The sequence below is a fragment of the Spongiimicrobium sp. 3-5 genome, assembly GCF_046557915.1.
In the GTDB taxonomy this organism is placed as follows: Bacteria; Bacteroidota; Bacteroidia; order Flavobacteriales; family Flavobacteriaceae; genus JBHEBG01.
Genome location: NZ_JBHEBG010000002.1, coordinates 648,475 through 672,151 on the forward strand (window position 1 = coordinate 648,475; position 23,677 = coordinate 672,151).

A 23,677-nucleotide genomic window follows, 5' to 3' on the forward strand; every position below is an offset into this window, starting at 1 on the left:
CTAAATCTTCTTAGGCAAGATTACACTATCAATCTCGTGGATTACCCCATTACACTGACTAGAATCGGCAGTTATGATTTTAGCCGTATTTCCGAGATCATCGGACAAGATAATATCAATACCACGCATGGTGGCCCAAATTTTGTTTCCCTGGACCGTTGTAAAAGAAGCCTTCCCTTTACCCCTACACATAGCTTTTAGAATATTGGAGGCCGTTAAATTGCCCGCAACAATATGATAAGTTACCAAGGAGTGTAATTCCTTTTTGTTTTCAGGATCCAATAACGAGGCTACCCTTTCCGGTGACAGCTTTTCAAAGGCAGTGTCCGAAGGGGCAAAGACAGTAAATGGTCCGTCCTCATCTAAAATACGTTCTAAATCCGCTCCCTTTACAGCAGCCAATAAGGTCTTATGGTTTTTGGAATCTTCAGTACTTCTAATTATGGATTTGTCCTCCTGGGCATAGGTAAGCACCACGGTAAAATAACTAAGCAATATTACCAAGGGTGTCTTAAGGTTCATGTGTCTCGTAATTGGGGGATTATGTAGATTACCGATTAACGGTAACAATTCATCGACAATATACACTAAATACGGCGCAAGACCTATAGTCATTAGTGTCGTTCATAGAAATTAACATAATATTAACATATGATAGATTTTCACAAAATGCTTTTAAAAATGTAATTGCTTAATTTTGATGCAATTGCCATAAAAGAAAAGGAGTGTTACTACGCAAAACAAACATTGAAGAAAAGCTTTCCCGTTCCAAAAAGGACGTAGTTTCGCAAGAAAAAGTGTTGGATGAGGTTTATCTACTGCTGAATAAGGAAGCACAAAAAGAGGAGAGAATTGCAAAAACCCTTACGGAAAATAGGGAAACTGTGTATAACAACTTCATTTTTGATCTGTTAGAGACCGACAAGATCTTCCACATAAGCCAAATAAAGGAAATATGCATCGATTATCGGTTGCGCTTTTTAAACTCCAAATATTTTAAGGGAAAAATTCCTGACGAAGCCATCGCAAAAATTAAGCACTTGGAAAAACAGCATGGCATAGAAATTAAAGGTTTTAAAATTATTGCCCCTTCCAGACTTTTTAAATTGGAGGATAAGGACGATCCATTGTTATTGGTGCCCATAGGAAACGACTATTTTTATTTAATTCACAAGTGGGGTAACGATCTGCACCCGCTAAGAAAATTGTTGATGTGGCCTTTTAAAAATATTTCAAACCTAACCGCCCTAGTACTTTTGCTCAGCTATTTTATAACTTTAATGGTACCTCAGGGATTATTTTCCAAATCAGGGGCAAACACCGAATTCTGGATCATCTACTTTTTTATGTTCAAGTCCGTGGCGGCCGTGGTCATTTTTTATGGTTTTGCCAAGGGGAAGAACTTTAATCCTGCCATATGGAACAGCAAATATTTCAACGCCTAAATTCTGCGCCTACCAGAAAAAATAATCTTATTTAACAAAAATTGTATAGGGTACCCCGGGCAAATCGATATTGTCCACAAACTCTGGATCAGGAATTGGTTTAATTCGTAAAAGCCCGCCCTGTCCACTACTGCCAGATTTGCTATATCCAATTAAAATAAGGTTGTTCTTGGCATCGAAGGCAACCGTGCTGGTATCACCAATCTCAAATTGGAACTGACGCTGTTCTGGAGTAAGGAAGTTTTCATAAAAATAGAGAATGGCAGTATTAGAGCCAAAATCGTACACCGCCGGTACAGTAGGGTATTCGCTAGAGGAATCGGTGGTCCATTGGTAATACAAATTACCCAATATGTCAAAATGTGCGGTTTTGGAAGAACCAAATTTCGGTTCTTTACCATCATCATAACGGATTGTTGAAATTACACCCATAGTACTGCCGTTAATCTCTAAATGGAGTTCCGGATAACTAACGATAATATTTCCTTCCGAATTTTTGGCTATTTTTTCCACATCAACATCCAAATTAATTTCATGTATCAGCTCATTGCTATCGGTATCTAGTACAACCAGGGCATTTTTGCCATCATCTTCGTTGAATGTAAGAATAAATAGGTGATTACCGGATTGAACCAGTTGCAGTGGTTCTTTATCCAGAGCAATGTCTTCCCTGTCGTCATCGGAACCTATAGTTGCTAGTCTAACAAAAAAACGTTCATCCTTGCTTGCAGAAAGTACCTGATATGCTGCATACACATCCTGCATAGAATGAGCCACTGCCTTTACTAGGATATCGCATGGATCGCTGTTGGTAAAAATAGTCACTACCTCAGTACTATCATCCTCAAAATTGTGTTTGGTGATTTCGCCCGAACATGATGATGTTTCCTTATAGAAGGTAAAATGTCTTGCATCGATATAGGTCTGTTCCGGATTTAAGGTGCTCCCAAAGGGGCTACTGCCAGGGTTTAACGTAATTACATCTTTGTTGGCGTTAAGAAGCACACCAGATAGTGTGCCACTGGCGCTTACAAGCACCGTATAATCGGCATCTGCACCAGTTTCAGTTTCTCCCGGATTTTCCAATTCGGTATCGTCCGAAGAACTGCACCCCAGAATTACACATGCCAAAAGCATCCAAAATAGGCTGTAGGTTTTCATAATGTAAGAATTTGGGTTCTACATAACTCAAACAGGAACCGCGTACATCTTTTCGCGCTGTTCCTTTATTGTCTTATCAGACATATATTCATCAAACGTCAAATATCGGTCAATATTACCTTTTGGAGTCAGTTCTATGATTCTGTTTGCCACGGTTTGAGCAAATTCGTGATCGTGTGTTGTAAACAGTACTGTGCCCTTAAAGTTCTTTAGAGAATTATTAAAGGCCGTTATACTTTCTAGATCTAAATGGTTGGTGGGTTCGTCCAACATCAACACATTGGCCCTAAGCATCATCATTCTACTTAGCATACAACGTACTTTTTCACCTCCGGAAAGTACGGTACACTTTTTAAGGGCCTCTTCCCCGCTAAACAACATTTTTCCCAAAAAACCACGGATATGTACCTCTTCGCGCTCCTCTTCGGTCTTTGCCCATTGGCGTAACCAGTCTACCAGGTTTATGTTTTCGTTAAAAAAACGGGCGTTGTCAGCCGGCAGGTAAGATTGATTGGTTGTTATGCCCCACTGTACGGTACCTTCATCGGCTTTTTTTGCCTTATTGATAATTTCGTAAAATGCCGTGGTTGCCCTGGAATCCTTGGAAATTACCGCAATCTTGTCCCCTTTGGCCAAATTAATATTTATGTTCTGGAACAAAAGATCGCCATCATCGGAACTACCTGCAAGTTTTTCAATATTTAGAATCTGATCACCGGCTTCGCGTTCGCGTTCAAAAATGATGGCCGGGTACCTTCTGCTCGAAGGTTTAATATCGTCTATTTTTAATTTTGACAACATTTTTTTACGGGAAGTAGCTTGTTTACTCTTTGCAACGTTTGCGCTGAAACGTTGAATAAATTCTTGCAATTCCTTGGCCTTTTCCTCCGCTTTCTTATTCTGCTGAGCCCTTTGCCTTGCTGCCAACTGGCTACTTTCGTACCAAAACGTATAGTTACCGGAGTACAGGTTTAACTTTCCAAAGTCTATATCCGCTATACTGGTACATACCGCATCCAAAAAGTGACGGTCATGAGATACCACGATTACGGTATTGTCATAATCCGCTAAGAAGTTTTCTAACCAAGCTATGGTCTCATAATCCAAATCGTTTGTAGGCTCATCCATGATAAGTACATCCGGAGATCCAAAAAGTGCCTGTGCCAAAAGTACCCTTACCTTTAATTTGGAATCCATTTCACCCATGGAAGTATAGTGTAATTCCGCGTTGACACCCAGATTGGATAACAAGGCAGCTGCATCACTTTCCGCATTCCAACCGTTCATTTCTTCAAACTGCACTTGCAATTCCCCGATTTTATCGGCATTTTCATCATTATAGTCCGCATAGAGGGCATCAATTTCTTTTTTTATATCGAACAGAGGTTTATTTCCCATAACAACGGTTTCCAAAACCGGAAACTCATCATGGGAGTTGTGATCTTGTTCCAAAATTGACATTCGCTTTCCAGGTTCTAAATGTACATGCCCCGAAGTGGCTTCGATCTGACCCGAAAGTATTCTCAAAAACGTGGATTTCCCTGCCCCATTGGCACCTATGACCCCATAACAATTTCCTTCCGTGAAGGTAACATTGACCTCATCAAAAAGAATTCGTTTTCCAAATTGCACCGATAAATTAGATACGGATAGCATATATTGCTGTTTTAAAATTTCTGCAAAAGTAGCAAAAATTAACCCTAAAAACTAACAAACTCTAGCCGTTTAAAAACCCCGTGCGTTACGTTAAAATCCCAAGTTTTAACGCACAATTAACAGCTTTCGCCTATTGGTTTAATTAGTTTTGTGCAGAATACGGCAGATGTTATTGTATGAATAAAATTGCTATTTACCTGTTTCTTTTCTTGTTGGCAAGCTGCGGTGAAGAGAAAAAGAGTTCTCCAACTGTATATTTTGCCGGAGAAATTGTTAACCCTACCAGCGAGTATGTTGTGCTGTATAAGGACGATCAAATATTGGATTCGGCCAAGCTCAATGATCGCAATAGATTTAAATTCAATTTGGAATGCGTTACGGAGGGGTTGCATCATTTTAGCCACCAACCAGAATCGCAATATGTGTATTTCCATGAGGGCGACAGTTTACAGATTCGCTTAAACACCATCGACTTTGATGAATCCCTGGTTTTCTCAGGTGTCGGAGAGGAGATCAACAATTTTTTGATTGAAATGTTCCTCATCCATGAAGACGAGGAGCCATTAATGTACTCCTCTTACAAGTTGCACCCCGATGAGTTCACTGCAAGGATAGATTCGCTTAGGGAGTTAAAAATGGGATTGCTGGCGGACCTTATAGAAGAGACGGAGTTGCCCAATAAAACTTTGGAAATAGCCAAGGCCAGTATAGATTATGGCTGCTACATCTATAAGGAGAAGTATCCTTTTTATCATAAAAAGAAGACCAAGGAGAAAAAAATGCACGCCACCCCGGAGGATTTCTATGGGTACCGAAACAAGCTGGTCTTTAACAATAAGGACCTAGCCTACTACAGGCCCTATTATAATTATATGAGGTATCATTTCGGGAATTTAAGTTATATGTCTTGTGCAGAAGCATGTGGCACCCATGAGCATACCCTTAAGAACCACTTACATTTTACGCGCCATACCCTTGCCCTTATAGATAGTTTGGTAAAACAAGAAGATTTAAGGGACAATCTCTTTAGGCATGTGGCCATGGATTATTTACTTAAGGTAAACGATACCAAGGAGAACAATAAAAAGTTCATAGACCTTTTTCATAAGCTATCTGGCAACAACAGACATATAGCGGAGATCGACGGTTTATACGAAGGTATCAATAGAATGCAACCCAATAGCGAACTACCAGATGTAACGGTCTACGATACGGAAGGCAATGCCGTATCCATTAAGGACATTGCTAAAAAAGGAAAAGTTGTTTTCTATTTTTGGTGGGGAACGCAAAAAGGTCATTTTAGGAACATTACCCAAAAAGTTGAGGAGCTTAGTGCAGCTAATCCGGAATACACCTTTATAGGTATTAATTTTGATACCGACAATCTTAGGTGGCTTTCCATGATAGAATCTGGAAAGCTCGACAGAACAAAACAGTATAAATCCGACAATACCAAAGAGCTTAGACGGTCTCTGATCGTTGATCATCTTAACAAGGGTATTATTACCAACGATGGGCTAATTGCAGATGCCTTTGCCAATATTTACACTTCCTTTAAAGAATAGTAGTATAATCCCAGCGTACAAAAAAACCAGGACCGAAGCCCTGGTTTAATTATCAATTCAATAAGCTTATCTAGCTAGTTTCCCTTTTCATAATCCGCCAAAAACTTGGCCAAACCACTATCGGTCAATGGGTGTTTTAACAGGCCTTCAATTGCGGAAAGTGGTCCTGTCATAACATCCGAACCTAATTTGGCACAGTCTATAACGTGCATGGTATGCCGCACGGAAGCTGCCAATATTTGAGTTTCAAAACCATAGTTGTCATAAATATGTCTAATTTCGGAAATTAGGTTTAGCCCATCGGTAGAAATATCATCTAACCTACCAATAAAGGGGGAAACGTAAGTAGCCCCTGCTTTGGCGGCCAACAATGCCTGCCCAGGTGAAAATACCAAGGTGCAATTGGTGCGTATACCTTTATCAGAAAAATATTTTAATGCCTTTACGCCATCTTTGATCATAGGAACCTTTACAACAATCTGTTCGTGCAACTCAGCAAGCTCTTCCCCTTCTTTTACCATCTCATTAAAAGTGGTAGAAATAACTTCGGCAGAAACATCACCATCCACAACATTACAGATGTCCACATAGTGTTTTAAGATATTGTTTCTTCCTGTTATCCCCTCCTTGGCCATCAACGACGGATTGGTGGTTACACCATCCAAAACGCCAAGTGCCTGTGCTTCTTTAATCTGATCTAGATTTGCAGTGTCTATAAAAAATTTCATGTTTTTGCCTATGTTTTAGATTATCTGGTAAAATTACAACTTATAGTGGTTTAATAGAAGCTTCTCATACATTATATCCGGTAATATTTTTTTGAGAAATAAGGAAAATTTCTGCATGGGCTGTCCAACCTTGTAATGTATCCTGGCTTTTTTGGTGTGTATAATGCGTAAAACCATTTTAGCTACCGCTATCGGATCTTGAGCGGTATCCACATGGTCGTTTATTTGTTTAAGGGTGTTCTCATACGGCTTTTTATATGCAGAGCTTTCCGATATGGGTGCATGGTAGCGGCCAGCGGCAATATTGGTAGCAAAATCCCCAGGGGCCAAATTGGTGATCTGTACGCCAAAATCCTTGGTCTCCATGCGCAATGCCTCTGTGATAAGTTCCAGGGCTCCCTTGGAGGCGGAGTAGATACCTCGGTACGGCAAGCCCATATACCCGGCTATGGAGGTAATATTGATTATAAGTCCGGCCCTTTGCTTCCTCATTTGTGGCAGTACAGCCTTTATCATATAAATGGGGCCATGAACATTGGTATCAAAAGCACCCTGTATTTCTTCGTACGGCGTTTCCTCAATAGGTCCGGTTATGCCAACGCCTGCATTATTTACAAGAACATCTAATCTACCCTCATTTGCCACCACTTGTGCCACAGCGGTAGCAATAGTTTTTGGATCTTTTACATCTAACGCCAACAAATGAAATGCGTTAAAATTAGGGTGCTTGGATAAGTTGCGTGTAGTACCGTATACAATAAAACCTTTGGATGTTAGGTATTCCCCAATGGATTTCCCTATTCCGGAAGATCCCCCGGTGATCAATACTACCTTACGTTCCATAGTGGTTGAATAAGATTACAAATAAACAAATAAAAAGGATAAAAACAGAAATCGATCGGTTCACTTTTGGGTACAAAAAAAGGCAAGCTACCTACATCGCACCGCTACAACCGCTTACCCTTGCTGCGTTCCCACCCTGGGGGATTCTGCAGGAGCTGGTCGTGTAGGACTTGCCAAATGCAAAGATACAACCTTTTAAATTTTGGACAATCTTTTCTGCATTCCAAAATGTTTATTTTTTCCGCTCCCTGGCAAATACCCTTTCAATTTTTATCTATTCTCAGTTTACATTCTTAAATTTAACCCTCAAATAACTTAACCTTACATCATCTTCCAACCTTTTGTAACGATGGTAGCAGGTTAAAAAATGAACTTCATCTATGAATACTTTTAAGCTAGTCTTTGCGGGCGTTTATATGTTAATGTTCTTGGCGTGCGGTGGTGGAAACACCTCTAAACTTTTTGACATGCAACTGGAGGGTAATAAAACAAAATTTCAACAAAACCAGACAGTAACGGTAAACCTTAAAAACAAGCAAAACAAGACCATAGAAAAGGTAACCTATTACCTAAATGATGAAGAATTATCCGTAACCAACAACAGCTTAAAATTAGTTACACCAAAACTTGGTAATCTAACCCTAAAGGCCAAGGTAGATTATGAGGGTGTTACCGAGGAGGTATCGAAAAAAATAAAAGTGCTTGCCCCCAAGGGTCCTGAAGTTTATACTTACGAAATACTTTCTGAGTTTCCGCACGATCCCAAAGCCTTTACCCAAGGATTGGAATTCCATAACGACACACTATATGAAAGTACCGGACAAAAGGGAAAATCCTCCTTGCGCAAAGTGGATTACAAAAGTGGAAAGGTGCTAAAAAAAATAGCATTGGAAGATACTTTTTTTGCGGAGGGTTTAACGGTAATGCGCGGAAAAATATATCAGCTTACCTGGCAGAGCGGAACAGGTTTTATCTATGACCTTAAGAGTTTTGAAAAAATAGGTAGTTTTCAGTACAACCAAAGCAAGGAAGGATGGGGCCTATGTAACGATGGGGAAAAATTGTACAAGAGCGATGGTACGGAAAAAATATGGTTCCTAAATCCACAGACCCTGGCAGAAGAAGGATATATAGAAACGGTAACCAACAAATCCATTTTTAACAGAACCAATGAGTTGGAATACGTTGACGGAAAGATCTACGCCAACGTGTGGCAGAAAGAAAGCATGATGATCATTGATGCCCAAAGTGGTGCCATAGAAGGCGTGGTAAACTTTGGCGGGCTAAAGGGCAAGGTTACCCAGGTAGAAAACCTAGATGTACTTAACGGTGTGGCCTATCATCCGGAAAGAAAGACGTTCTTTGTTACCGGTAAACATTGGGATAAACTTTTCGAGGTCAAAATAAAGAAAAAATGACGAATACCTATGAGATGGCAGTACAGGTGGCGAAGGACGATCTTGATGAGCTTCATCATGTAAATAACGTACGCTATGTACAATGGGTGCAAGACATTGCCAAAGAACATTGGATCAGCTATGCCCCTAAAGAAGTTCAGGACAACGTGGTTTGGGTATTGCTAAGGCATCATATAAATTACAAGAGCGAGGCCAAATACAAAGATCTCGTAAAAATGAAGACCTACGTGGCAAAAACCGAAGGAGCCAAATCTATAAGGATCGTGGAAATGTATAACGATACTACCAAGGAACCTTTGGTACATTCAGAAACCGAGTGGTGTTTGCTCAATGCCAAAAGTTTAAGACCTATTAGGGTCTCCGAAGAAATTAAAAAAGTTTTTGAAAAGAAAAAAAGTACGGCCAATTAGGTTGTAACCATAACAATGCGCCCATACCTATATCTTATACCTATTTTGCTCCTGTGCGTGCTGTGGGGATCTTGCCGCAAGGATTTCGATTATCCACCTAGTATAGGTAGGTTGGAGTTTTCTAGGGACACTGTTTTTTTAGATACTGTTTTCACCAATATAGGAAGCAGTACCTACACCCTAAAAGTTTACAACAGAACGGGAGACGATTTTAATATCCCAGAAGTACGTTTGGCAGATGGCCAGGCCAGCAGCTATAGACTTAATGTAGATGGTATTGCAGGTAAGGAGTTTACGGACATCCCTATCTTGGCCAGAGACAGTCTTTTTATATTCGTGGAGACCACTTTTGATATCTCCCAAACTTCGGAAAACGAATTTTTGCATACCGATGCCATAGAATTTAATTCCGTGGGAAGCCAACAACTGGTTCAGTTGGTAACCTTGGTAAAAGATGCCGTATTCCTATTTCCCAACGAGGCCCCGGACGGGAGTAAGGAAACCATATCTTTAGGCTTGGACGAAGAGGGGAATGAAATACGCGTGGAAGGGTTTACCCTAAGCGGAACAGCGCTAAATTTCACCAATGAAAAGCCCTATGTAATTTTTGGTTATGCCGAGGTACCCAACGGAGAAGTACTTACCGTAGACGCCGGTAGCCGGGTACATTTCCATAAAAACTCTGGAATTTATGTTGCCGAAGGAGGCACAGTACGGATAAACGGCCTATTAAGTTCGGATACGTTGTTGTTAGAGAACGAGGTAATCTTTGAAGGGGACCGTTTAGAACCAGAATTTTCGGATACGCCCGGGCAATGGGGAACTATTTGGTTGGCTAACGGTAGTGGGCCTCATGAAATAAACTACCTAAGTATATTGAATGCTACCGTAGGCCTTTTGGTAGAAGGGCAAACAGCGGTAGCACCCCCTAACCTTATTATTAGAAATTCTAAAATATATAACAGTGCCAATATAAATCTCTGGGCGAGGACAGCGGTAATAAATGGTGAGAATTTGGTATTGGGAAATGCAGGCAATGCCTCCCTATATTGTAATTTGGGCGGTAACTACAGTTTTGTGCACTCTACCATCGCCAACTATTGGAACAATGGCTTTAGAAGTGGATCCGCTTTGCAAATAGATAATTTTGGTACAACGGGCATGGCGGCAGATCTTTCCGGAGCCAATTTTATAAATTGCGTTGTTGATGGCAATAACAATTTAGAGCTGTCCTTAAGAAGTAACGGAGCAAACACCTTTAATTTTAATTTCACCAATTGTCTGGTAAAGTTTGATGACAATAGAGGGCAGTTTACAACAGACCCTTTCTATGATTTTGGCAATACCAGCTTGTACAATACAATTGTGTTGAACGGTACCACCGATTTTGTAGATCGAATAAACAACGATTTTCGTATCGGACCCCTTTCCGATGCCATTGGCAATGCGGAAATAAACACAGCGCTATTGGTACCGTTAGACGTATTGGGAACCGATAGAACGATATCCCCAGATGTGGGAGCCTACCAATTTATCCCTGACAGGTAGTTCATCGATTTTAATGAACCTGAAGAAGGAATTTTCTTTCAAAAGAATTCATTTTCAGTACATTACACAGAAAAACCCTAGAAATCCTACGGTTTTTTTGTAATGGTGTCTAATTTACTATCCCTAATTTTGTTTAACACCCAAAGGCTGATGGAATATACCTATACCATAATCGACTCTGATGCCACTTCCAATTTGCAACTACAGCACCATTTGGAGGAGTACGGGGAATTTGTGTGCACTGGTTTGGCCAAAAACAGTGTCAGTGGCCTCAACGCCATACTTAAACATTTGCCAGATGTGGTCTTCGTAAATCTAAACGAAAAGGCCAACGAATATTTCCAAATGGTAATGGAGTTACACCAGTACATGAACACCATGCCCATCTTCATAGGCATATCCAAAAGTAAACAATATGCCTACGAAGCCATTAAGAACAATTTTTTTGATTACTGGTTGCAGCCCTACAATGAGTTCGATATTAGAAAATCAATTCTGCGCTTGGTAAAAGATGCCCCAAAAGACACCGATTCGCATACGCTCTGTTTAAAGTCGTACAAAGATTTTCAGTATTTGGACACCAATGAAATCTTATATCTGCAGGCAGACAATAACGCTACGGACATTGTAATGAAAGATGGTAATACCATAAGTGCTTTTAAAACGTTAAAGACCTTTGAAAACCGTTTGCCAAAGAATTTTATCCGTGTACACCAAAGTTATATCATAAACACCAATTACGTATCTCGTATAAATTATGGCAAATCTATCTGTTCATTAAAAAACGGAAACCGTCAATTGCCCTTCTCAAAAACGTATAAGGAAAACATAGACGGGCTTAAAAATATCTTGTCAAAAAGCACCATTTCTACCCTCAATTAATAGAATCCTCTCAAAAACCGTGTAAATACTCTCAAAAACCTTAGTTCCACTAAGGTTTTTTTTATGTAACCCTTCCAAAGCACTGCCTTGCTTAGTTTAGCTACTGAACAAAATAAATAACTAATTAAACATTAAGAAGATGAAAAAGGCAGCAAGTATTTTAGCGGTAGTGGTAATGAGCATTGGAATGTTTTCATGCGAATCGGAGAGCAGTCTAGAAGAGACACAAGCATTGTACCAAGACTTAGGGGATGAAAATGCAACTGATGGACAGAGCACTACTACTGATGGAAGAAATTAATTAAATATCCCAAAATAAATAGAAGCCTCGGACAAATTGTTTGGGGCTTTTTTTTATATCTTGTAGTTAATGGGTACACTCTACACTATAATAAAAGTCTTTTTGGTAAAAGGGATATTTCTTCTTTGCTTTTTGTCCGCGTTTAATGCTTGTAAAAAGACCGCACCCCAAGGTGCCGATTTTGCAGAACTTGAACGAAATGACAGTATTTTTGTTTGGATAGCGGAAGGAAGAAATTCTGCCAACCCTTTGGAAGAAAGAAAGGCCTTGCTGCAAAAGGCGTATAGAGGGGCCGTTTTAAGTGCCAACGATTCCTTAAAAGCAAAATACTTTTCTAGATTGTCGCTCGCCTATTTACGGATAGACGATTCTTTGTTATTTAGAAATACCAATAGGGAAGCCATGAAAATGGCGCAAAAAGTATCGGATACCACCACCCATGCCGAAGCTCATTGGGATTTGGCCGAATTTTTAAGAGCAAAGACCGTAGAGGACAGTGCTTACTATCATTTTGCCGAAGCGGAAAAGCTATTCATTCATTTAAACGACGATTACAATGCAGGCCGTATGTTGTATAATATGGCCATTGTACAGGCAGATGTAAAAGATTATACCGGTAGTGAAATTACTACCATACAAGCTGTGGAACTGCTGACGCCCTTTAATCAAAAACAACAATTGTACAATTGTTATAACCAATTAGGTTCTGTAACTACTTCCTTGAAAGAGTACGATAAGGCGGTAGAATATTTTCAAAAAGCCTTGGATTATTTAAAACCAATTGGGCGTTATAATAGCCATGCCCTGGAGGCTTACAACAATTTGGGGGTAGTATTTCTAGAGCAAGGTGAAAATAAAAGGGCCCTTCAGTATTTTACCATGGTATTGGATCGGGACAGCTTGTTACAGGTAAATCCAAAACTATTCGCTTTGGCCAAGAGCAATTTGGCCTACAGCAGACTTCGCTTGGACGACAAATCCGAATTGCCGCAACTATTTAATACCGCTGTAAAAATACAAGATAGCATAGGCGATAATTTTGGGATATCTAGAAGTTATTACGGCCTGGCAGAATACTACCTCTGCGAAAAAGATACGGCAAAGGCTCTTGCCAATGCGCAGCACGCCAAACTATACGCGCAACGGAGCAGTAATAACGAACGCTTGTTAGAGACACTTAAACTCTTCACCAGTATAGATCCAAAAAACGCCACAACTTACACCAGAGAGTATATTGCCCTCAACGATAGCTTGCAACAAGAAGAACGCAAAACAAGAAACAAATTTGCGCGTATCCGTTTTGAAACCGATGAGTTTATAGCCCAAAACCAACTGTTGGCACGGCAACGGCAATTGTGGATAGGGATAGCCATTGGCGTGTTTCTCTTGGCAGGATCTATCTTTATAATAATTTCGCAACGCGTAAAAAACCAAAAACTGAAGTTTGAACAGCAACAGCAAGAAAGCAATCAAGAGATCTTTGACCTTATGTTGGCCCAGAAACGAAAGGTAGAAGAAGTTAAACAAGGAGAACAAAAAAGAATTTCGGAAGAACTGCACGATGGTGTTCTTGGTCAAATGAACGGTATACGTATGGTATTACTGGGGCTTAACAAGAAAACGGACGACAAAGCGGTGTCTTTAAGACAAGAGGCCATCACAAAATTACAGGACGTTCAAGAAGAGGTAAGGGCAATTTCGCACGAATTAAGCTACGCTTCTTATCAAAAAATTCATAACTTTATCGATTCAATTGAAGAGTTGTTAAAAAGTATTGGCGATACCGCCAAATTGGAATACCAATTTAACTACGATCAAGAAAACGATTGGGATCTTCTCAATGGGGAGATCAAGATCAACCTGTACAGAATAGTACAAGAAAGTTTGCAAAATTGTGTTAAACATGCCAAGGCAACCAAAGTTACCCTAGATTTTGATGCCACGGAACATATTTTGCATGTACGTTTAACAGATAACGGCAAAGGATTTGATGTAAAAAAAGGAAAACGGGGCATTGGCCTCAAAAACATAACCTCCCGGGTGCAAAAATTAAACGGAACCTGGGATATTAGGAGCGCAATCGGGGACGGTACAACCGTTTCCATCAGCATTCCAAATACAGATAAACAACCCACCCCACCATTTAACATAGAACAAACCGCTTTGCAAAAGGCATAACACAACTATTCCATGAAGACCATTCGGGTTTTAGCAGTAGATGATCATGAGATGACCACCTACGGGTACAAGTACATTCTAGAAGATACAGATTTTGGGGATTTTAAAGTTCAGGTAGATACCGCCAAAAGCTTTGAACAAGGCAGACAAAAAATTGAAGATTCTGCCAGATCCTTCCATTATGATATTATTTTGCTCGATATACAATTGGCACAAGGTGCTGCCCAACACCAGAGTGGTGAAGACTTGGGTATTTTGGCACGCAAAGTTGTGCCAGAATCCAAAATTGTATTTATGTCTTCCTTTAGCGATAACTTTAGAATAAACAGCATTTTAAAAACCGTAAATCCGGAAGGCTATATGGTAAAATCGGAGATCGATCAAAAATCCCTGGAGGCTATGGTAACCACGGTTACCACTTCCCCACCCTACTATACACAAAAGGCTTTGGCGGCGATCCGAAAAAAAATGTCCAATGATCTTTCGTTGGACGAGAACGATAAAAACATACTTTATTACCTGTCCATTGGTACCAAGACCAAGGATATGGTAAACCACGTTTCCCTCTCATTGGCCGGCATAGAAAACAGAAAACGACATCTAAAAACGTTATTCGGTATAGAAAAGCAAAACGATCAGGCGTTGATCACCGAAGCAAAAAACCGGGGTTTTATCTAAAAATTGGCATACGGAATTTAGCTTAGTAGATAGTCTAAAACATCTAAAAAAGCATTTTTCACAACATTTTTTGTGATAAAAATAAAAACCTTATTTTTTCTATGGTTTTTGTGTAATTCACATTTATCTTTTACTGTTAAGTTTGTAGGCATATAGTTATCCAAAACAGTAGAATACATGCCGATACCCAAAGATAGCTCTGAAGAAAGGATGCGTTTGGAGTTTGATAACAAACTCAAAATCGCCGGATTGGACACTTTTAAAAAGAGTCTTGAAAAAGGTTTTTTTTCCGAGGTGACAATACATTGCTCCGCCTCGGAAGAGTCCATTGGCAATTTGATCGTTGAACTCGACTGTAATTTTGGGCTTCATGAGATTCTATATCATATGGAGAGCGGTACTTGGGGCAATACATCCCAAGAAGAATACAATACCGACAATTCTTCCTTGTTTCTACAAGCACTTACAGCACTTAAGAAAAAGAACGAAATGGTATTGGATGTAGAGGAACTATCTATATTCTTAAAGGATACCACAATAATCATAAACAAAATATTCGATCAGAGCATCCCTTACCAACTAGAAAACATTCTATCTAAGTTGGCAGAACATTACGTTCATTTCACCAAGGGCCTGACCGAGATCCCTTTTGAAATATATGTCCCTGTATTTGAAGAAGGTCCATTGGGAAACGATACCACTTTGCTGGATATTGAATCTGACAATAACAACGAGAACGACTTCTTTAAATATTGGGGTTTATACTTTTATTCAGAGGACGATGCCGTAGTTTACGAGTTGGCCAAAAGGTCCATTGTTATGGGCGATTTGTACATGCTAAACCAGTAAACAACACAATGGGAAACCAATTTTAAGGGCTAGTTGGTTTTCCATTAGCGGCTATCGGTGTTAAACATTATACAGCGCCCTACCCTTCATTAAATCGTTAACTTTTTGTTTTACACCTGCTATAACCGTCTCGTTTTCGGCATTGGTAAGTACTTCATCAACAAAATCAACAATAGCACCCATATCATCTTCCTTAAGACCCCTAGTTGTAATTGCCGCGGTTCCAAATCGAATACCCGACGTAACAAAGGGCGACTTATCATCAAAAGGCACCATGTTTTTATTGGCGGTAATATCTGCCTTTACCAGCACTTGTTCTGCATCTTTACCGGTGATATCCTTGTTGCGAAGATCTATCAACATCATATGGTTGTCCGTGCCGTTGGAAATAATTTTATAGTCCTTGGCCATAAATGCCTCCGCCATGGCCGCCGCGTTTTTCTTCACCTGAAGCATATAGTGCAAAAAGTTATCGGATAAGGCCTCACCAAAAGCTATTGCCTTTGCAGCTATAATATGCTCTAACGGACCACCCTGGTTCCCAGGAAAAACGGCCAAATTCAATAATCCCGACATTTTACGCAAGTTGCCGTTCTTTAGTCGGATTCCAAAAGGATTCTCAAAATCCTCGCCCATCATTATCAGGCCACCTCTAGGGCCTCTTAAAGTCTTATGCGTTGTTGTGGTAACGATATGGCAATGTGGAATAGGATCGTTCAATATTCCCTTTGCGATTAGCCCCGCCGGATGTGCAATATCTGCCAATAAAAGAGCTCCAACACTATCGGCGATCTCGCGAAATTTCTGAAAGTCCATATCCCGGGAATATGCCGAAGCCCCAGCAATGATCATCTTAGGTTTTTCCTTATCGGCAACCTCTTTTATTTTATCATAATTTAAAACTCCCGTTTCCTCATCAACACCATAAAAAACAGGGTTGTACAACTTACCCGAAAAATTAACGGGAGACCCGTGTGTAAGATGCCCACCATGGGAAAGATCGAAACCTAAAATAGTATCCCCGGGATTTAAACAGGCAAAATACGCCGCGGAATTTGCTTGCGAACCAGAGTGCGGTTGCACGTTGGCATAGGCCGCTCCAAAAAGTTCTTTGGCACGATCAATGGCAATTTGCTCTATCTCATCAACAACTTCGCAACCTCCATAGTAGCGCTTACCCGGATATCCTTCGGCATACTTGTTGGTAAGTACCGAACCCGCAGCCTCCATCACCTGTGGGCTGGTAAAATTTTCGGAAGCGATAAGCTCTATTCCTTCTGTTTGTCTGTCCTTTTCGGCATCTATAAGTTCAAAAATCCGCTGGTCTCTTTGCATAGTTGATGAATTCTGTTAAATGAGGCGTAAAAATACAAATTGCCAATCGTTAATTAGAAGAAAATAATATATTTGATCAGTAATTTATCAAACATAAATTAACAATTGCCATATGCCTATAAAAACTAATGATCCTGCTAGAAAAACATGGCTAGATGTAGCCCCAAACTCTGATTTTCCAATACAAAATATCCCTTTCGGGGTTTTTTTGACCAGGGACGATATTGTTACCATTGGAACAAGGATTGGAGACTACGCCATAGATTTGGGGGCCTTGCATCAATTGGGATATTTTGAGGGCATTCCGCTTACCGATGATATCTTTTTACAGGATACCCTAAACGATTTTATCTCCGACGGTAAGAAAACATGGCGAGCGGTACGTAACAGAATAAGTGAAATTTTTAAAAAGGACAACCCTGCCTTACAAGACAATGAGGAGCATAAAAAAATTGTTCTTTTTACTATGGATGAAATTGAGATGCAACTGCCTGTCCATATAGGTGATTACACGGATTTCTATTCCAGTAAGGAACATGCCACCAATATTGGCACTATGTTCCGCGATCCAAAAAATGCCTTAATGCCCAATTGGTTGCATATACCTGTTGGCTATCATGGTAGAAGTTCTACCATAGTACCTTCTGGCACACCAGTATATAGGCCTATGGGGCAAACACTGCCAGCAAACGAAAAAAAACCCATTTTTGGCCCCTCTAAATTGGTAGATTTTGAATTGGAGACCGCCTTTATTACCACAGATGCCAATGTTTTAGGGGAACCTATTGCTGTAAGTGAGGCAGAAGACTACATTTTTGGCATGGTACTTTTTAACGATTGGAGCGCCAGGGACATTCAAAAGTGGGAATACGTGCCCTTAGGACCCTTTTTGGCAAAGAATTTTGCATCCTCTATTTCACCTTGGATAGTCACCTTGGACGCATTGGAACCTTTTAGGGTGCCCAGTCCTGCACAAGACCCACAACCGCTACCCTATTTGTTGCAAAATGGAGATCATAGTTTTGACATACACTTGGAGGTAGACCTTGCCCCGGAAGGTGAGGCACCCACGACGGTTACGCGGTCTAACTTTAAATATATGTATTGGACCATGGCACAACAATTATCACATCATACCGTAAACGGATGCAAAGTAAATAGCGGGGATATGATGGGCAGCGGTACAATCTCTGGCCCTACTCCAGATTCTTATGGATCCATGTTAGAACTTGCTTGGCAGGGGACCAAACCTGTGCCCTTAAACAATGGGGAAACAAGAACATCCATTCAAGACAATGATACCGTAACCATAAGAGGGTATTGTAAAAATGACCAAATCAGACTAGGTTTTGGAGATGTTACTTCCAAATTACTGCCGGTGTATAAATCAAAGACAAAGCGGTAAAAAAAGGCCTAAAAGTGTTTTTCATCGATATTATACGATATTTCATCGTTTTTCGTTATGTGTTAGAACGAAATTGGCACAGCTATTGGAACTGACCATATTGAACCTTAAAATCTAACATCATGAAAAAAGCACTACTCTATGGTATCCTTTTTGTTTTTTTAATTTCCTGTGGAGGAGTTAAGAAAACTCAGGAAGCGCTAAATACAGGCAACTATTCGGCCGCCATTGGTAAGGCGCTGAAGAATTTAGCGGACAACAAAACCAAAAAAAGCAATCAGCCCTACATCTTACTTTTAGAAGAAGCGTTCGCCAAGAATATGGAACGAGAGCTGCAGCAAATTTCTTTTTTGGAAAAAGATGAAAATCCTGCACATTATGAAACTATTTATAAAAGTTATACCCATCTTAGATCTATTCAAGAACGCATAAAGCCGCTTTTACCTTTACGGATTTATGATGAGAACAGGGAAGCCAGATTCTCCTTCAAAGACTATGAGGACAACCTGCTAGATGCCAAAGATCAACTTTCCGAATACCTGTACGACAATGCTTCGGACTTATTGGAAAACGCTACGAACAAGCGCGATTTTAGAAAGGCGTATGAGGATTTCACGTACTTGGATCAGATTAATCCAGGATTTGATGACACTAAACAAAAAATAGAAGAGGCCTATGCCAAGGGCTTAGATTATGTAGCGGTAAAGGTTATCAACGATACCGAACAAATTGTTCCCGAAAGGTTAGAGGAAGAGTTGCTAAACTTTAATGCCTATGGTCTTAACGACCTATGGACCGAATACCACACTACCCCAATAAATAATCTAAAATATGATTATCAAATGCAGGTGGCCTTTAGAGATATACAAATTTCTCCGGAACAAGTCAGTGAAAAGCAGATTATTAAGGAGAAACAGATAAAGGACGGTTATAGATATGCCGTAGATACCAATGGAAATATTGTGAAGGATAGTCTTGGTAACAAAATAAAGGTTGATAAATTTAGAACCGTAAGATGCGATTTCTATCAGTTTACACAATTTAAATCTGCACAGGTGGTAGGTAACGTAAGTTTTACGGACCTTCGTACAAAACAACAATTAAACTCTTACCCCTTGGCCAGTGAGTTTGTCTTTGAGCATATTTATGCCAATTATGATGGGGACAAGAGGGCTTTGGACAACGACCTTGTTGGACTTTTGAACCTTAGGGCCGTTCCTTTCCCTTCCAATGAACAAATGGTGTACGATGCCGGTGAAGATTTAAAGGCCAGGTTAAAAGGAATTATTACCCGCCACAAGTTTAACTAAGAAAAATATAAAAGCCCCATTATCCGGGGCTTTTTTTATAAGTAGTCTTCCAAGTTAATTTCGGTAATTGCCCCGTGGGACGAATGTGCTACGGCTACCCCATTCTTTATTACCAATAATTGTGGAGATTGGTGCATCACCTGAAATTTATAGCCAGTTTCATTGGAAACTTCCCTAAAGGCATGTAAATCCAAATAATAAAGATCTAACTGTGCTTCTGTAAAACCGTAGCTTTCTACAAACATATTAATGACCATTCTGCTAATACCACAGCTTGTGGAATGCTTAAAGATTACCTGTGTTTTGGTTTTGGATTTTTCTTCGATCTCTTCTAACTGAGAAACAGATGTAAGTGGAATCCAAGGCAATGCCTTTTCTTCCTTTTCCTTGTTTGTGTCCTTCTTTCCGAACAATGTGTCCAATAATCCCATAATCTCCTTGTATTAAAATATTTCTTTAAACAGATAAGCCATGCACAATCTGTTTGCATGATAAGTCGTACTAGAACCGCATACTTACAAACTGTCTAAATGTCCGATTATTCTTGCGATAACCCGACATTTTGTCCGCTTCAAAGCGTTGGTAAGATTGTTGACCTATACTATGCAAAAGTAAACAGCAATGGAAAATAAAACATATATGAACTTCAATAATTTCACTATAAAATCGCAAGAGGCCATACAGCAAGCACAAGAGCTTGCCCAGAGCCTGGAGCATCAGCAAATAGAAAACGAACATCTCTTTAAGGCTATTTCCTTGGTAGACGAGAATGTATTGCCCTTTATTCTAAAAAAACTGAACGTTAATAGCGGTATGGTTATGCAGATCTTGGAAAAGGAACTCGAACGTTTTCCCAAAGTTTCCGGAGCAGATATTATGTTGTCTCGTGAAGCCGGCAAAACCCTTACAGAGGCCACCCTCGTCGCCAAAAAAATGGAAGACGAATTTGTTTCCATAGAACACCTGATACTAGCGGTATTTAGATCCAAAGGGAAAATTGCACAGATATTAAAAGATCAGGGAGTTACCGAAAAGGATCTTAAAACCGCAATTTCGGAATTGCGAAAAGGAGGTCAGGTTACTTCCCAAAGCGCCGAAGACACGTACAATTCCCTAAACAAGTATGCCAGAAATCTTAACCAACTAGTAGACGATGGCAAATTGGATCCGGTTATTGGGCGCGATGATGAAATTAGAAGAATCCTACAGATACTTTCTCGTAGAACAAAAAACAATCCCATGCTGGTTGGTGAGCCAGGGGTAGGAAAAACAGCAATAGCAGAAGGTTTGGCACATAGGATAATTCAAGGTGACATTCCAGAAAATTTGAAGGACAAAGTTATCTACTCCCTAGATATGGGTGCCCTAATTGCCGGTGCCAAGTATAAGGGCGAATTTGAAGAGCGCCTAAAAGCAGTAATCAAAGAAGTAACCACATCTGACGGAAACATAGTATTATTTATAGATGAAATTCACACTTTGGTAGGTGCCGGAGGCGGCCAAGGTGCCATGGATGCTGCAAATATCCTTAAGCCGGCCTTGGCACGTGGAGAGCTAAGGGCCATTGGTGCAACCACCCTTGATGAGTACCAAAAGTATTTTGAGCAAGACAAAGCCCTAGAGCGAAGATTTCAAAAGGTAGTCGTGGACGAACCCGATACCGAAAGTGCCATTTCCATACTAAGAGGTATAAAGGAAAAGTACGAGGCGCACCATAAGGTAAGAATTAAGGACGAGGCCGTTATTGCGGCCGTAGAACTCTCCCAAAGGTATATAACCAATAGATTTTTACCGGACAAAGCTATTGATCTTATGGATGAGGCCGCTTCTAAATTAAGGATGGAAATAAACTCCAAACCAGAAGAACTAGATGCGCTAGATCGTAAAATAATGCAATTGGAAATTGAGATTGAAGCCATTAAACGAGAGAACGACAGCACAAAGCTTAAAACCTTGAACATAGATTTGGCCAACTTGAAGGAAGAACGTAATGAAGTTTTCGCAAAATGGGAGAGCGAAAAAATCGTAGTGGACAATATTCAAAAGACCAAACAAGATATTGAAAATTACAAAGTGGAAGCCGAACGTGCCGAAAGAAACGGTGATTACGGCAAAGTTGCCGAAATACGCTACGGTAAAATTAAGGAGGCCCAAGAAAAATTGGAAACCCTACAAAAAGAACTGCAAGTACAACAAGAAGCGGGCACTTTAATTAAGGAGGAAGTTACCAATGAAGACATTGCTGAAGTGGTTGCAAAATGGACTGGTATACCGGTAACTAAAATGCTGCAGAGCGAACTGGACAAATTACTGAAATTGGAAGAAGAGCTTCACAAACGTGTCATTGGACAAAACGAGGCCATAGAAGCCGTGTCAGATGCTATAAGGAGAAGTAAGGCCGGATTGCAGGATGCAAAACGCCCAATTGGTTCCTTCTTATTTCTTGGGACCACAGGTGTAGGTAAAACAGAATTGGCAAAAACCTTGGCGGCTTATCTATTTGCTGACGAAAATGCCATCACCCGGATAGATATGAGCGAATATCAGGAACGCCATGCCGTTAGTAGATTGATAGGCGCACCTCCCGGATATGTTGGTTATGATGAGGGAGGCCAGCTAACCGAAGCCGTTAGACGTAAGCCCTATTCTGTAATTCTTTTGGACGAAATTGAAAAAGCACATCCAGATACTTTCAATATTTTATTGCAAGTGTTGGATGAGGGAAGGCTAACGGACAATAAAGGCAGGGTAGCCGATTTTAAAAATACCATTATTATTATGACAAGTAATATGGGCAGCCATATTATTCAGGAGAAATTTGAAGACACCAAAGACATTTATAGTGCAACGGAAGCGGCTAAAGTAGATGTTTTGGGATTGTTGCGCAAAACCATACGACCCGAGTTTTTAAACCGTATCGATGATATTATCATGTTTACGCCCCTAAGTGAGCAAGACATTGTACAAATTGTAAGGCTGCAGTTAGATCAACTCAAAAAAGGAGTTGCTAAACAAAATATATCATTGGACGCCACGGAAGAAGCGGTGCAATATCTTGCAAATAGAGGTTATGACCCGCAATATGGAGCACGACCAATAAAAAGAGTAATACAAAAAGAAGTGCTCAACAGTCTGTCCAAAGAACTGTTAAAAGGTAAAATTAAAGCAGAGAGCATTGTGCTGATCGATGCTTTTGATGATGAGTTGGTATTCCGAAATCAGAACGAACTGGTAAATTAAAAGGAATAATTGATATTGAAAAGGCATCCCGGTCAAATATAAAGACCGGGATGCTTTTTTTATTACAAAATATATACCATGCAGTATATAGTTTTTTTTATATTCGTAATAAAATATACCGCCATGTCTACCAAAGCCGAAAGAACTACCGCTTATATTATTGAGACTGTTGCGCCAATATTCAATAAACATGGTTACGTAGGCACAAGTATGAGCGATCTTACAGAAGCTACCGGGCTCACCAAAGGAGCCCTTTACGGAAATTTTGAGAACAAAGAGGCCTTGGCATTAAAAGCTTTTGAATACAATAGCCGTTTACTCCTTACAGAAATCGACAACAGATTAAATGTGCCGGGAACGGCTTTGGAAAAACTTTTCTCATTCACAGGCTTTCATAAACATTATGATGATTTTACCGCAGAGATAGGAGGATGTCCAATTCTAAACGTAGGTGTAGATGCGCAACACAATAATTCCTTGTTGGCAGCAGCAGCCAAGGAAACAGCTAAAACCATAGAAGGCAAAATTGCGCTTACATTGGAAGATGGCGTTAAGAATAACGAACTTAGACTACCGGTAACACCCTTGCAATTTGCCAAACAATTATACACCATGCTGCAAGGTGCAATAGCCATGGCCACAATTACGGGCGACAGAAAATATTTACTAAATACAGTTGCCTATCTAGACCAACTTATCACCAAGGAAATAAAGAAATAGTATTG

The 23,677-nt window shown here is 40.1% G+C and carries 21 protein-coding genes and 1 other RNA gene; 14 read left to right on the forward strand and 8 right to left on the reverse strand.

The features are described from left to right. Positions 1 to 522, reverse strand: coding sequence for a fasciclin domain-containing protein (locus ACEQ81_RS11060; RefSeq protein WP_411030953.1), 522 nt, complete (start codon positions 520 to 522; stop codon positions 1 to 3). 203 nt (positions 523 to 725) lie between these two features. Here ACEQ81_RS11060 and ACEQ81_RS11065 point away from each other — a divergent pair, with 203 nt between their 5' ends. Continuing rightward, entirely contained in the window at positions 726 to 1,445 is a 720-nt protein-coding gene (locus ACEQ81_RS11065; protein ID WP_411030954.1) for a hypothetical protein, read from the forward strand. 27 nt (positions 1,446 to 1,472) lie between these two features. On the opposite strand, the gene ACEQ81_RS11070 is transcribed toward ACEQ81_RS11065, so the two are convergent. Together ACEQ81_RS11070 and ACEQ81_RS11075 are read right to left on the reverse strand one after the other, a co-directional pair. Further along, positions 1,473 to 2,606 (reverse strand): hypothetical protein, encoded by a 1,134-nt coding sequence (locus ACEQ81_RS11070; protein ID WP_411030955.1) that lies wholly within the window; start codon positions 2,604 to 2,606, stop codon positions 1,473 to 1,475. A 27-nt stretch (positions 2,607 to 2,633) separates the two neighbouring features. Continuing rightward, positions 2,634 to 4,262, reverse strand: coding sequence for an ABC-F family ATP-binding cassette domain-containing protein (locus ACEQ81_RS11075; protein ID WP_411030956.1), 1,629 nt, complete (start codon positions 4,260 to 4,262; stop codon positions 2,634 to 2,636). A gap of 176 nt (positions 4,263 to 4,438) precedes the next feature. Between ACEQ81_RS11075 and ACEQ81_RS11080 the strand changes: the two genes are divergently transcribed. Then, positions 4,439 to 5,827, forward strand: coding sequence for a transaldolase (locus tag ACEQ81_RS11080; RefSeq protein WP_411030957.1), 1,389 nt, complete (start codon positions 4,439 to 4,441; stop codon positions 5,825 to 5,827). A gap of 74 nt (positions 5,828 to 5,901) precedes the next feature. Here ACEQ81_RS11080 and fsa read toward each other — a convergent pair whose 3' ends face one another. From fsa to ffs, 3 genes are all read right to left on the reverse strand, one after another. Next, positions 5,902 to 6,555 carry a fructose-6-phosphate aldolase gene (gene fsa / locus ACEQ81_RS11085; RefSeq protein WP_411030958.1) on the reverse strand — a complete coding sequence of 218 codons (654 nt, stop codon included), beginning with the start codon at positions 6,553 to 6,555 and terminating at the stop codon, positions 5,902 to 5,904. A 33-nt stretch (positions 6,556 to 6,588) separates the two neighbouring features. Beyond that, on the reverse strand, positions 6,589 to 7,398 hold the full coding sequence (locus ACEQ81_RS11090; RefSeq protein ID WP_411030959.1) for an SDR family oxidoreductase: 810 nt from the start codon (positions 7,396 to 7,398) through the stop codon (positions 6,589 to 6,591). Positions 7,399 to 7,475: 77 nt separating this feature from the next. After that, an RNA gene (gene ffs / locus ACEQ81_RS11095) (signal recognition particle sRNA small type) lies at positions 7,476 to 7,574 on the reverse strand. A gap of 204 nt (positions 7,575 to 7,778) precedes the next feature. Between ffs and ACEQ81_RS11100 the strand changes: the two genes are divergently transcribed. The 8 genes from ACEQ81_RS11100 to ACEQ81_RS11135 all read left to right on the forward strand — a co-directional run bounded on the left by ACEQ81_RS11100 (position 7,779) and on the right by ACEQ81_RS11135 (position 15,662). After that, positions 7,779 to 8,816: a glutaminyl-peptide cyclotransferase gene (locus tag ACEQ81_RS11100; RefSeq protein ID WP_411030960.1), complete on the forward strand. Its 1,038-nt coding sequence runs from the start codon at positions 7,779 to 7,781 to the stop codon at positions 8,814 to 8,816. Beyond that, on the forward strand, positions 8,813 to 9,226 hold the full coding sequence (locus tag ACEQ81_RS11105; RefSeq protein WP_411030961.1) for an acyl-CoA thioesterase: 414 nt from the start codon (positions 8,813 to 8,815) through the stop codon (positions 9,224 to 9,226). The genes ACEQ81_RS11100 and ACEQ81_RS11105 overlap by 4 nt, the downstream gene beginning before the upstream one ends. A gap of 15 nt (positions 9,227 to 9,241) precedes the next feature. Then, a complete protein-coding gene (locus ACEQ81_RS11110; protein WP_411030962.1) occupies positions 9,242 to 10,774 on the forward strand; it encodes a hypothetical protein in 1,533 nt (510 codons plus the stop codon). A gap of 150 nt (positions 10,775 to 10,924) precedes the next feature. Beyond that, on the forward strand, positions 10,925 to 11,656 hold the full coding sequence (locus ACEQ81_RS11115; protein ID WP_411030963.1) for a LytR/AlgR family response regulator transcription factor: 732 nt from the start codon (positions 10,925 to 10,927) through the stop codon (positions 11,654 to 11,656). Positions 11,657 to 11,795: 139 nt separating this feature from the next. Continuing rightward, on the forward strand, positions 11,796 to 11,957 hold the full coding sequence (locus ACEQ81_RS11120) for a hypothetical protein (RefSeq protein WP_411030964.1): 162 nt from the start codon (positions 11,796 to 11,798) through the stop codon (positions 11,955 to 11,957). A gap of 69 nt (positions 11,958 to 12,026) precedes the next feature. Next, complete coding sequence (locus ACEQ81_RS11125; RefSeq protein ID WP_411030965.1) at positions 12,027 to 14,135, forward strand: tetratricopeptide repeat protein; 2,109 nt, start codon at positions 12,027 to 12,029, stop codon at positions 14,133 to 14,135. A 12-nt stretch (positions 14,136 to 14,147) separates the two neighbouring features. Beyond that, complete coding sequence (locus tag ACEQ81_RS11130; protein WP_411030966.1) at positions 14,148 to 14,813, forward strand: response regulator; 666 nt, start codon at positions 14,148 to 14,150, stop codon at positions 14,811 to 14,813. Positions 14,814 to 14,990: 177 nt separating this feature from the next. Continuing rightward, entirely contained in the window at positions 14,991 to 15,662 is a 672-nt protein-coding gene (locus tag ACEQ81_RS11135; RefSeq protein ID WP_411030967.1) for a hypothetical protein, read from the forward strand. 60 nt (positions 15,663 to 15,722) lie between these two features. Here the strand turns inward: ACEQ81_RS11135 and glyA are convergent, their stop codons facing one another. Next, positions 15,723 to 16,997 carry a serine hydroxymethyltransferase gene (gene glyA / locus ACEQ81_RS11140; RefSeq protein ID WP_411030968.1) on the reverse strand — a complete coding sequence of 425 codons (1,275 nt, stop codon included), beginning with the start codon at positions 16,995 to 16,997 and terminating at the stop codon, positions 15,723 to 15,725. Between the two features lie 112 nt (positions 16,998 to 17,109). Here glyA and fahA point away from each other — a divergent pair, with 112 nt between their 5' ends. Beyond that, positions 17,110 to 18,402 (forward strand): fumarylacetoacetase, encoded by a 1,293-nt coding sequence (gene fahA, locus ACEQ81_RS11145; protein ID WP_411030969.1) that lies wholly within the window; start codon positions 17,110 to 17,112, stop codon positions 18,400 to 18,402. Positions 18,403 to 18,524: 122 nt separating this feature from the next. Further along, on the forward strand, positions 18,525 to 19,712 hold the full coding sequence (locus ACEQ81_RS11150; protein WP_411030970.1) for a hypothetical protein: 1,188 nt from the start codon (positions 18,525 to 18,527) through the stop codon (positions 19,710 to 19,712). 35 nt (positions 19,713 to 19,747) lie between these two features. Here ACEQ81_RS11150 and ytxJ read toward each other — a convergent pair whose 3' ends face one another. Then, complete coding sequence (ytxJ, locus tag ACEQ81_RS11155) at positions 19,748 to 20,143, reverse strand: bacillithiol system redox-active protein YtxJ (protein WP_411030971.1); 396 nt, start codon at positions 20,141 to 20,143, stop codon at positions 19,748 to 19,750. A 208-nt stretch (positions 20,144 to 20,351) separates the two neighbouring features. On the opposite strand from ytxJ, the gene clpB reads away from it, so the two are divergent. Beyond that, entirely contained in the window at positions 20,352 to 22,952 is a 2,601-nt protein-coding gene (gene clpB / locus ACEQ81_RS11160; RefSeq protein WP_411031045.1) for an ATP-dependent chaperone ClpB, read from the forward strand. Between the two features lie 123 nt (positions 22,953 to 23,075). Then, a complete protein-coding gene (locus ACEQ81_RS11165; protein ID WP_411031046.1) occupies positions 23,076 to 23,672 on the forward strand; it encodes a TetR family transcriptional regulator C-terminal domain-containing protein in 597 nt (198 codons plus the stop codon). Positions 23,673 to 23,677: the final 5 nt, after the last annotated feature.

Coding starts and splice junctions, on each gene's coding strand:
- ACEQ81_RS11060 (WP_411030953.1), bottom strand. CDS start 522: ATGAACCTTAAGACACCCTTGGTAATATTGCTTAGTTATTTTACCGTG.
- ACEQ81_RS11070 (WP_411030955.1), bottom strand. CDS start 2,606: ATGAAAACCTACAGCCTATTTTGGATGCTTTTGGCATGTGTAATTCTG.
- ACEQ81_RS11075 (WP_411030956.1), bottom strand. CDS start 4,262: ATGCTATCCGTATCTAATTTATCGGTGCAATTTGGAAAACGAATTCTT.
- ACEQ81_RS11080 (WP_411030957.1), top strand. CDS start 4,439: ATGAATAAAATTGCTATTTACCTGTTTCTTTTCTTGTTGGCAAGCTGC.
- fsa (WP_411030958.1), bottom strand. CDS start 6,555: ATGAAATTTTTTATAGACACTGCAAATCTAGATCAGATTAAAGAAGCA.
- ACEQ81_RS11090 (WP_411030959.1), bottom strand. CDS start 7,398: ATGGAACGTAAGGTAGTATTGATCACCGGGGGATCTTCCGGAATAGGG.
- ACEQ81_RS11100 (WP_411030960.1), top strand. CDS start 7,779: ATGAATACTTTTAAGCTAGTCTTTGCGGGCGTTTATATGTTAATGTTC.
- ACEQ81_RS11105 (WP_411030961.1), top strand. CDS start 8,813: ATGACGAATACCTATGAGATGGCAGTACAGGTGGCGAAGGACGATCTT.
- ACEQ81_RS11110 (WP_411030962.1), top strand. CDS start 9,242: ATGCGCCCATACCTATATCTTATACCTATTTTGCTCCTGTGCGTGCTG.
- ACEQ81_RS11115 (WP_411030963.1), top strand. CDS start 10,925: ATGGAATATACCTATACCATAATCGACTCTGATGCCACTTCCAATTTG.
- ACEQ81_RS11120 (WP_411030964.1), top strand. CDS start 11,796: ATGAAAAAGGCAGCAAGTATTTTAGCGGTAGTGGTAATGAGCATTGGA.
- ACEQ81_RS11125 (WP_411030965.1), top strand. CDS start 12,027: ATGGGTACACTCTACACTATAATAAAAGTCTTTTTGGTAAAAGGGATA.
- ACEQ81_RS11130 (WP_411030966.1), top strand. CDS start 14,148: ATGAAGACCATTCGGGTTTTAGCAGTAGATGATCATGAGATGACCACC.
- ACEQ81_RS11135 (WP_411030967.1), top strand. CDS start 14,991: ATGCCGATACCCAAAGATAGCTCTGAAGAAAGGATGCGTTTGGAGTTT.
- glyA (WP_411030968.1), bottom strand. CDS start 16,997: ATGCAAAGAGACCAGCGGATTTTTGAACTTATAGATGCCGAAAAGGAC.
- fahA (WP_411030969.1), top strand. CDS start 17,110: ATGCCTATAAAAACTAATGATCCTGCTAGAAAAACATGGCTAGATGTA.
- ACEQ81_RS11150 (WP_411030970.1), top strand. CDS start 18,525: ATGAAAAAAGCACTACTCTATGGTATCCTTTTTGTTTTTTTAATTTCC.
- ytxJ (WP_411030971.1), bottom strand. CDS start 20,143: ATGGGATTATTGGACACATTGTTCGGAAAGAAGGACACAAACAAGGAA.
- clpB (WP_411031045.1), top strand. CDS start 20,352: ATGAACTTCAATAATTTCACTATAAAATCGCAAGAGGCCATACAGCAA.
- ACEQ81_RS11165 (WP_411031046.1), top strand. CDS start 23,076: ATGTCTACCAAAGCCGAAAGAACTACCGCTTATATTATTGAGACTGTT.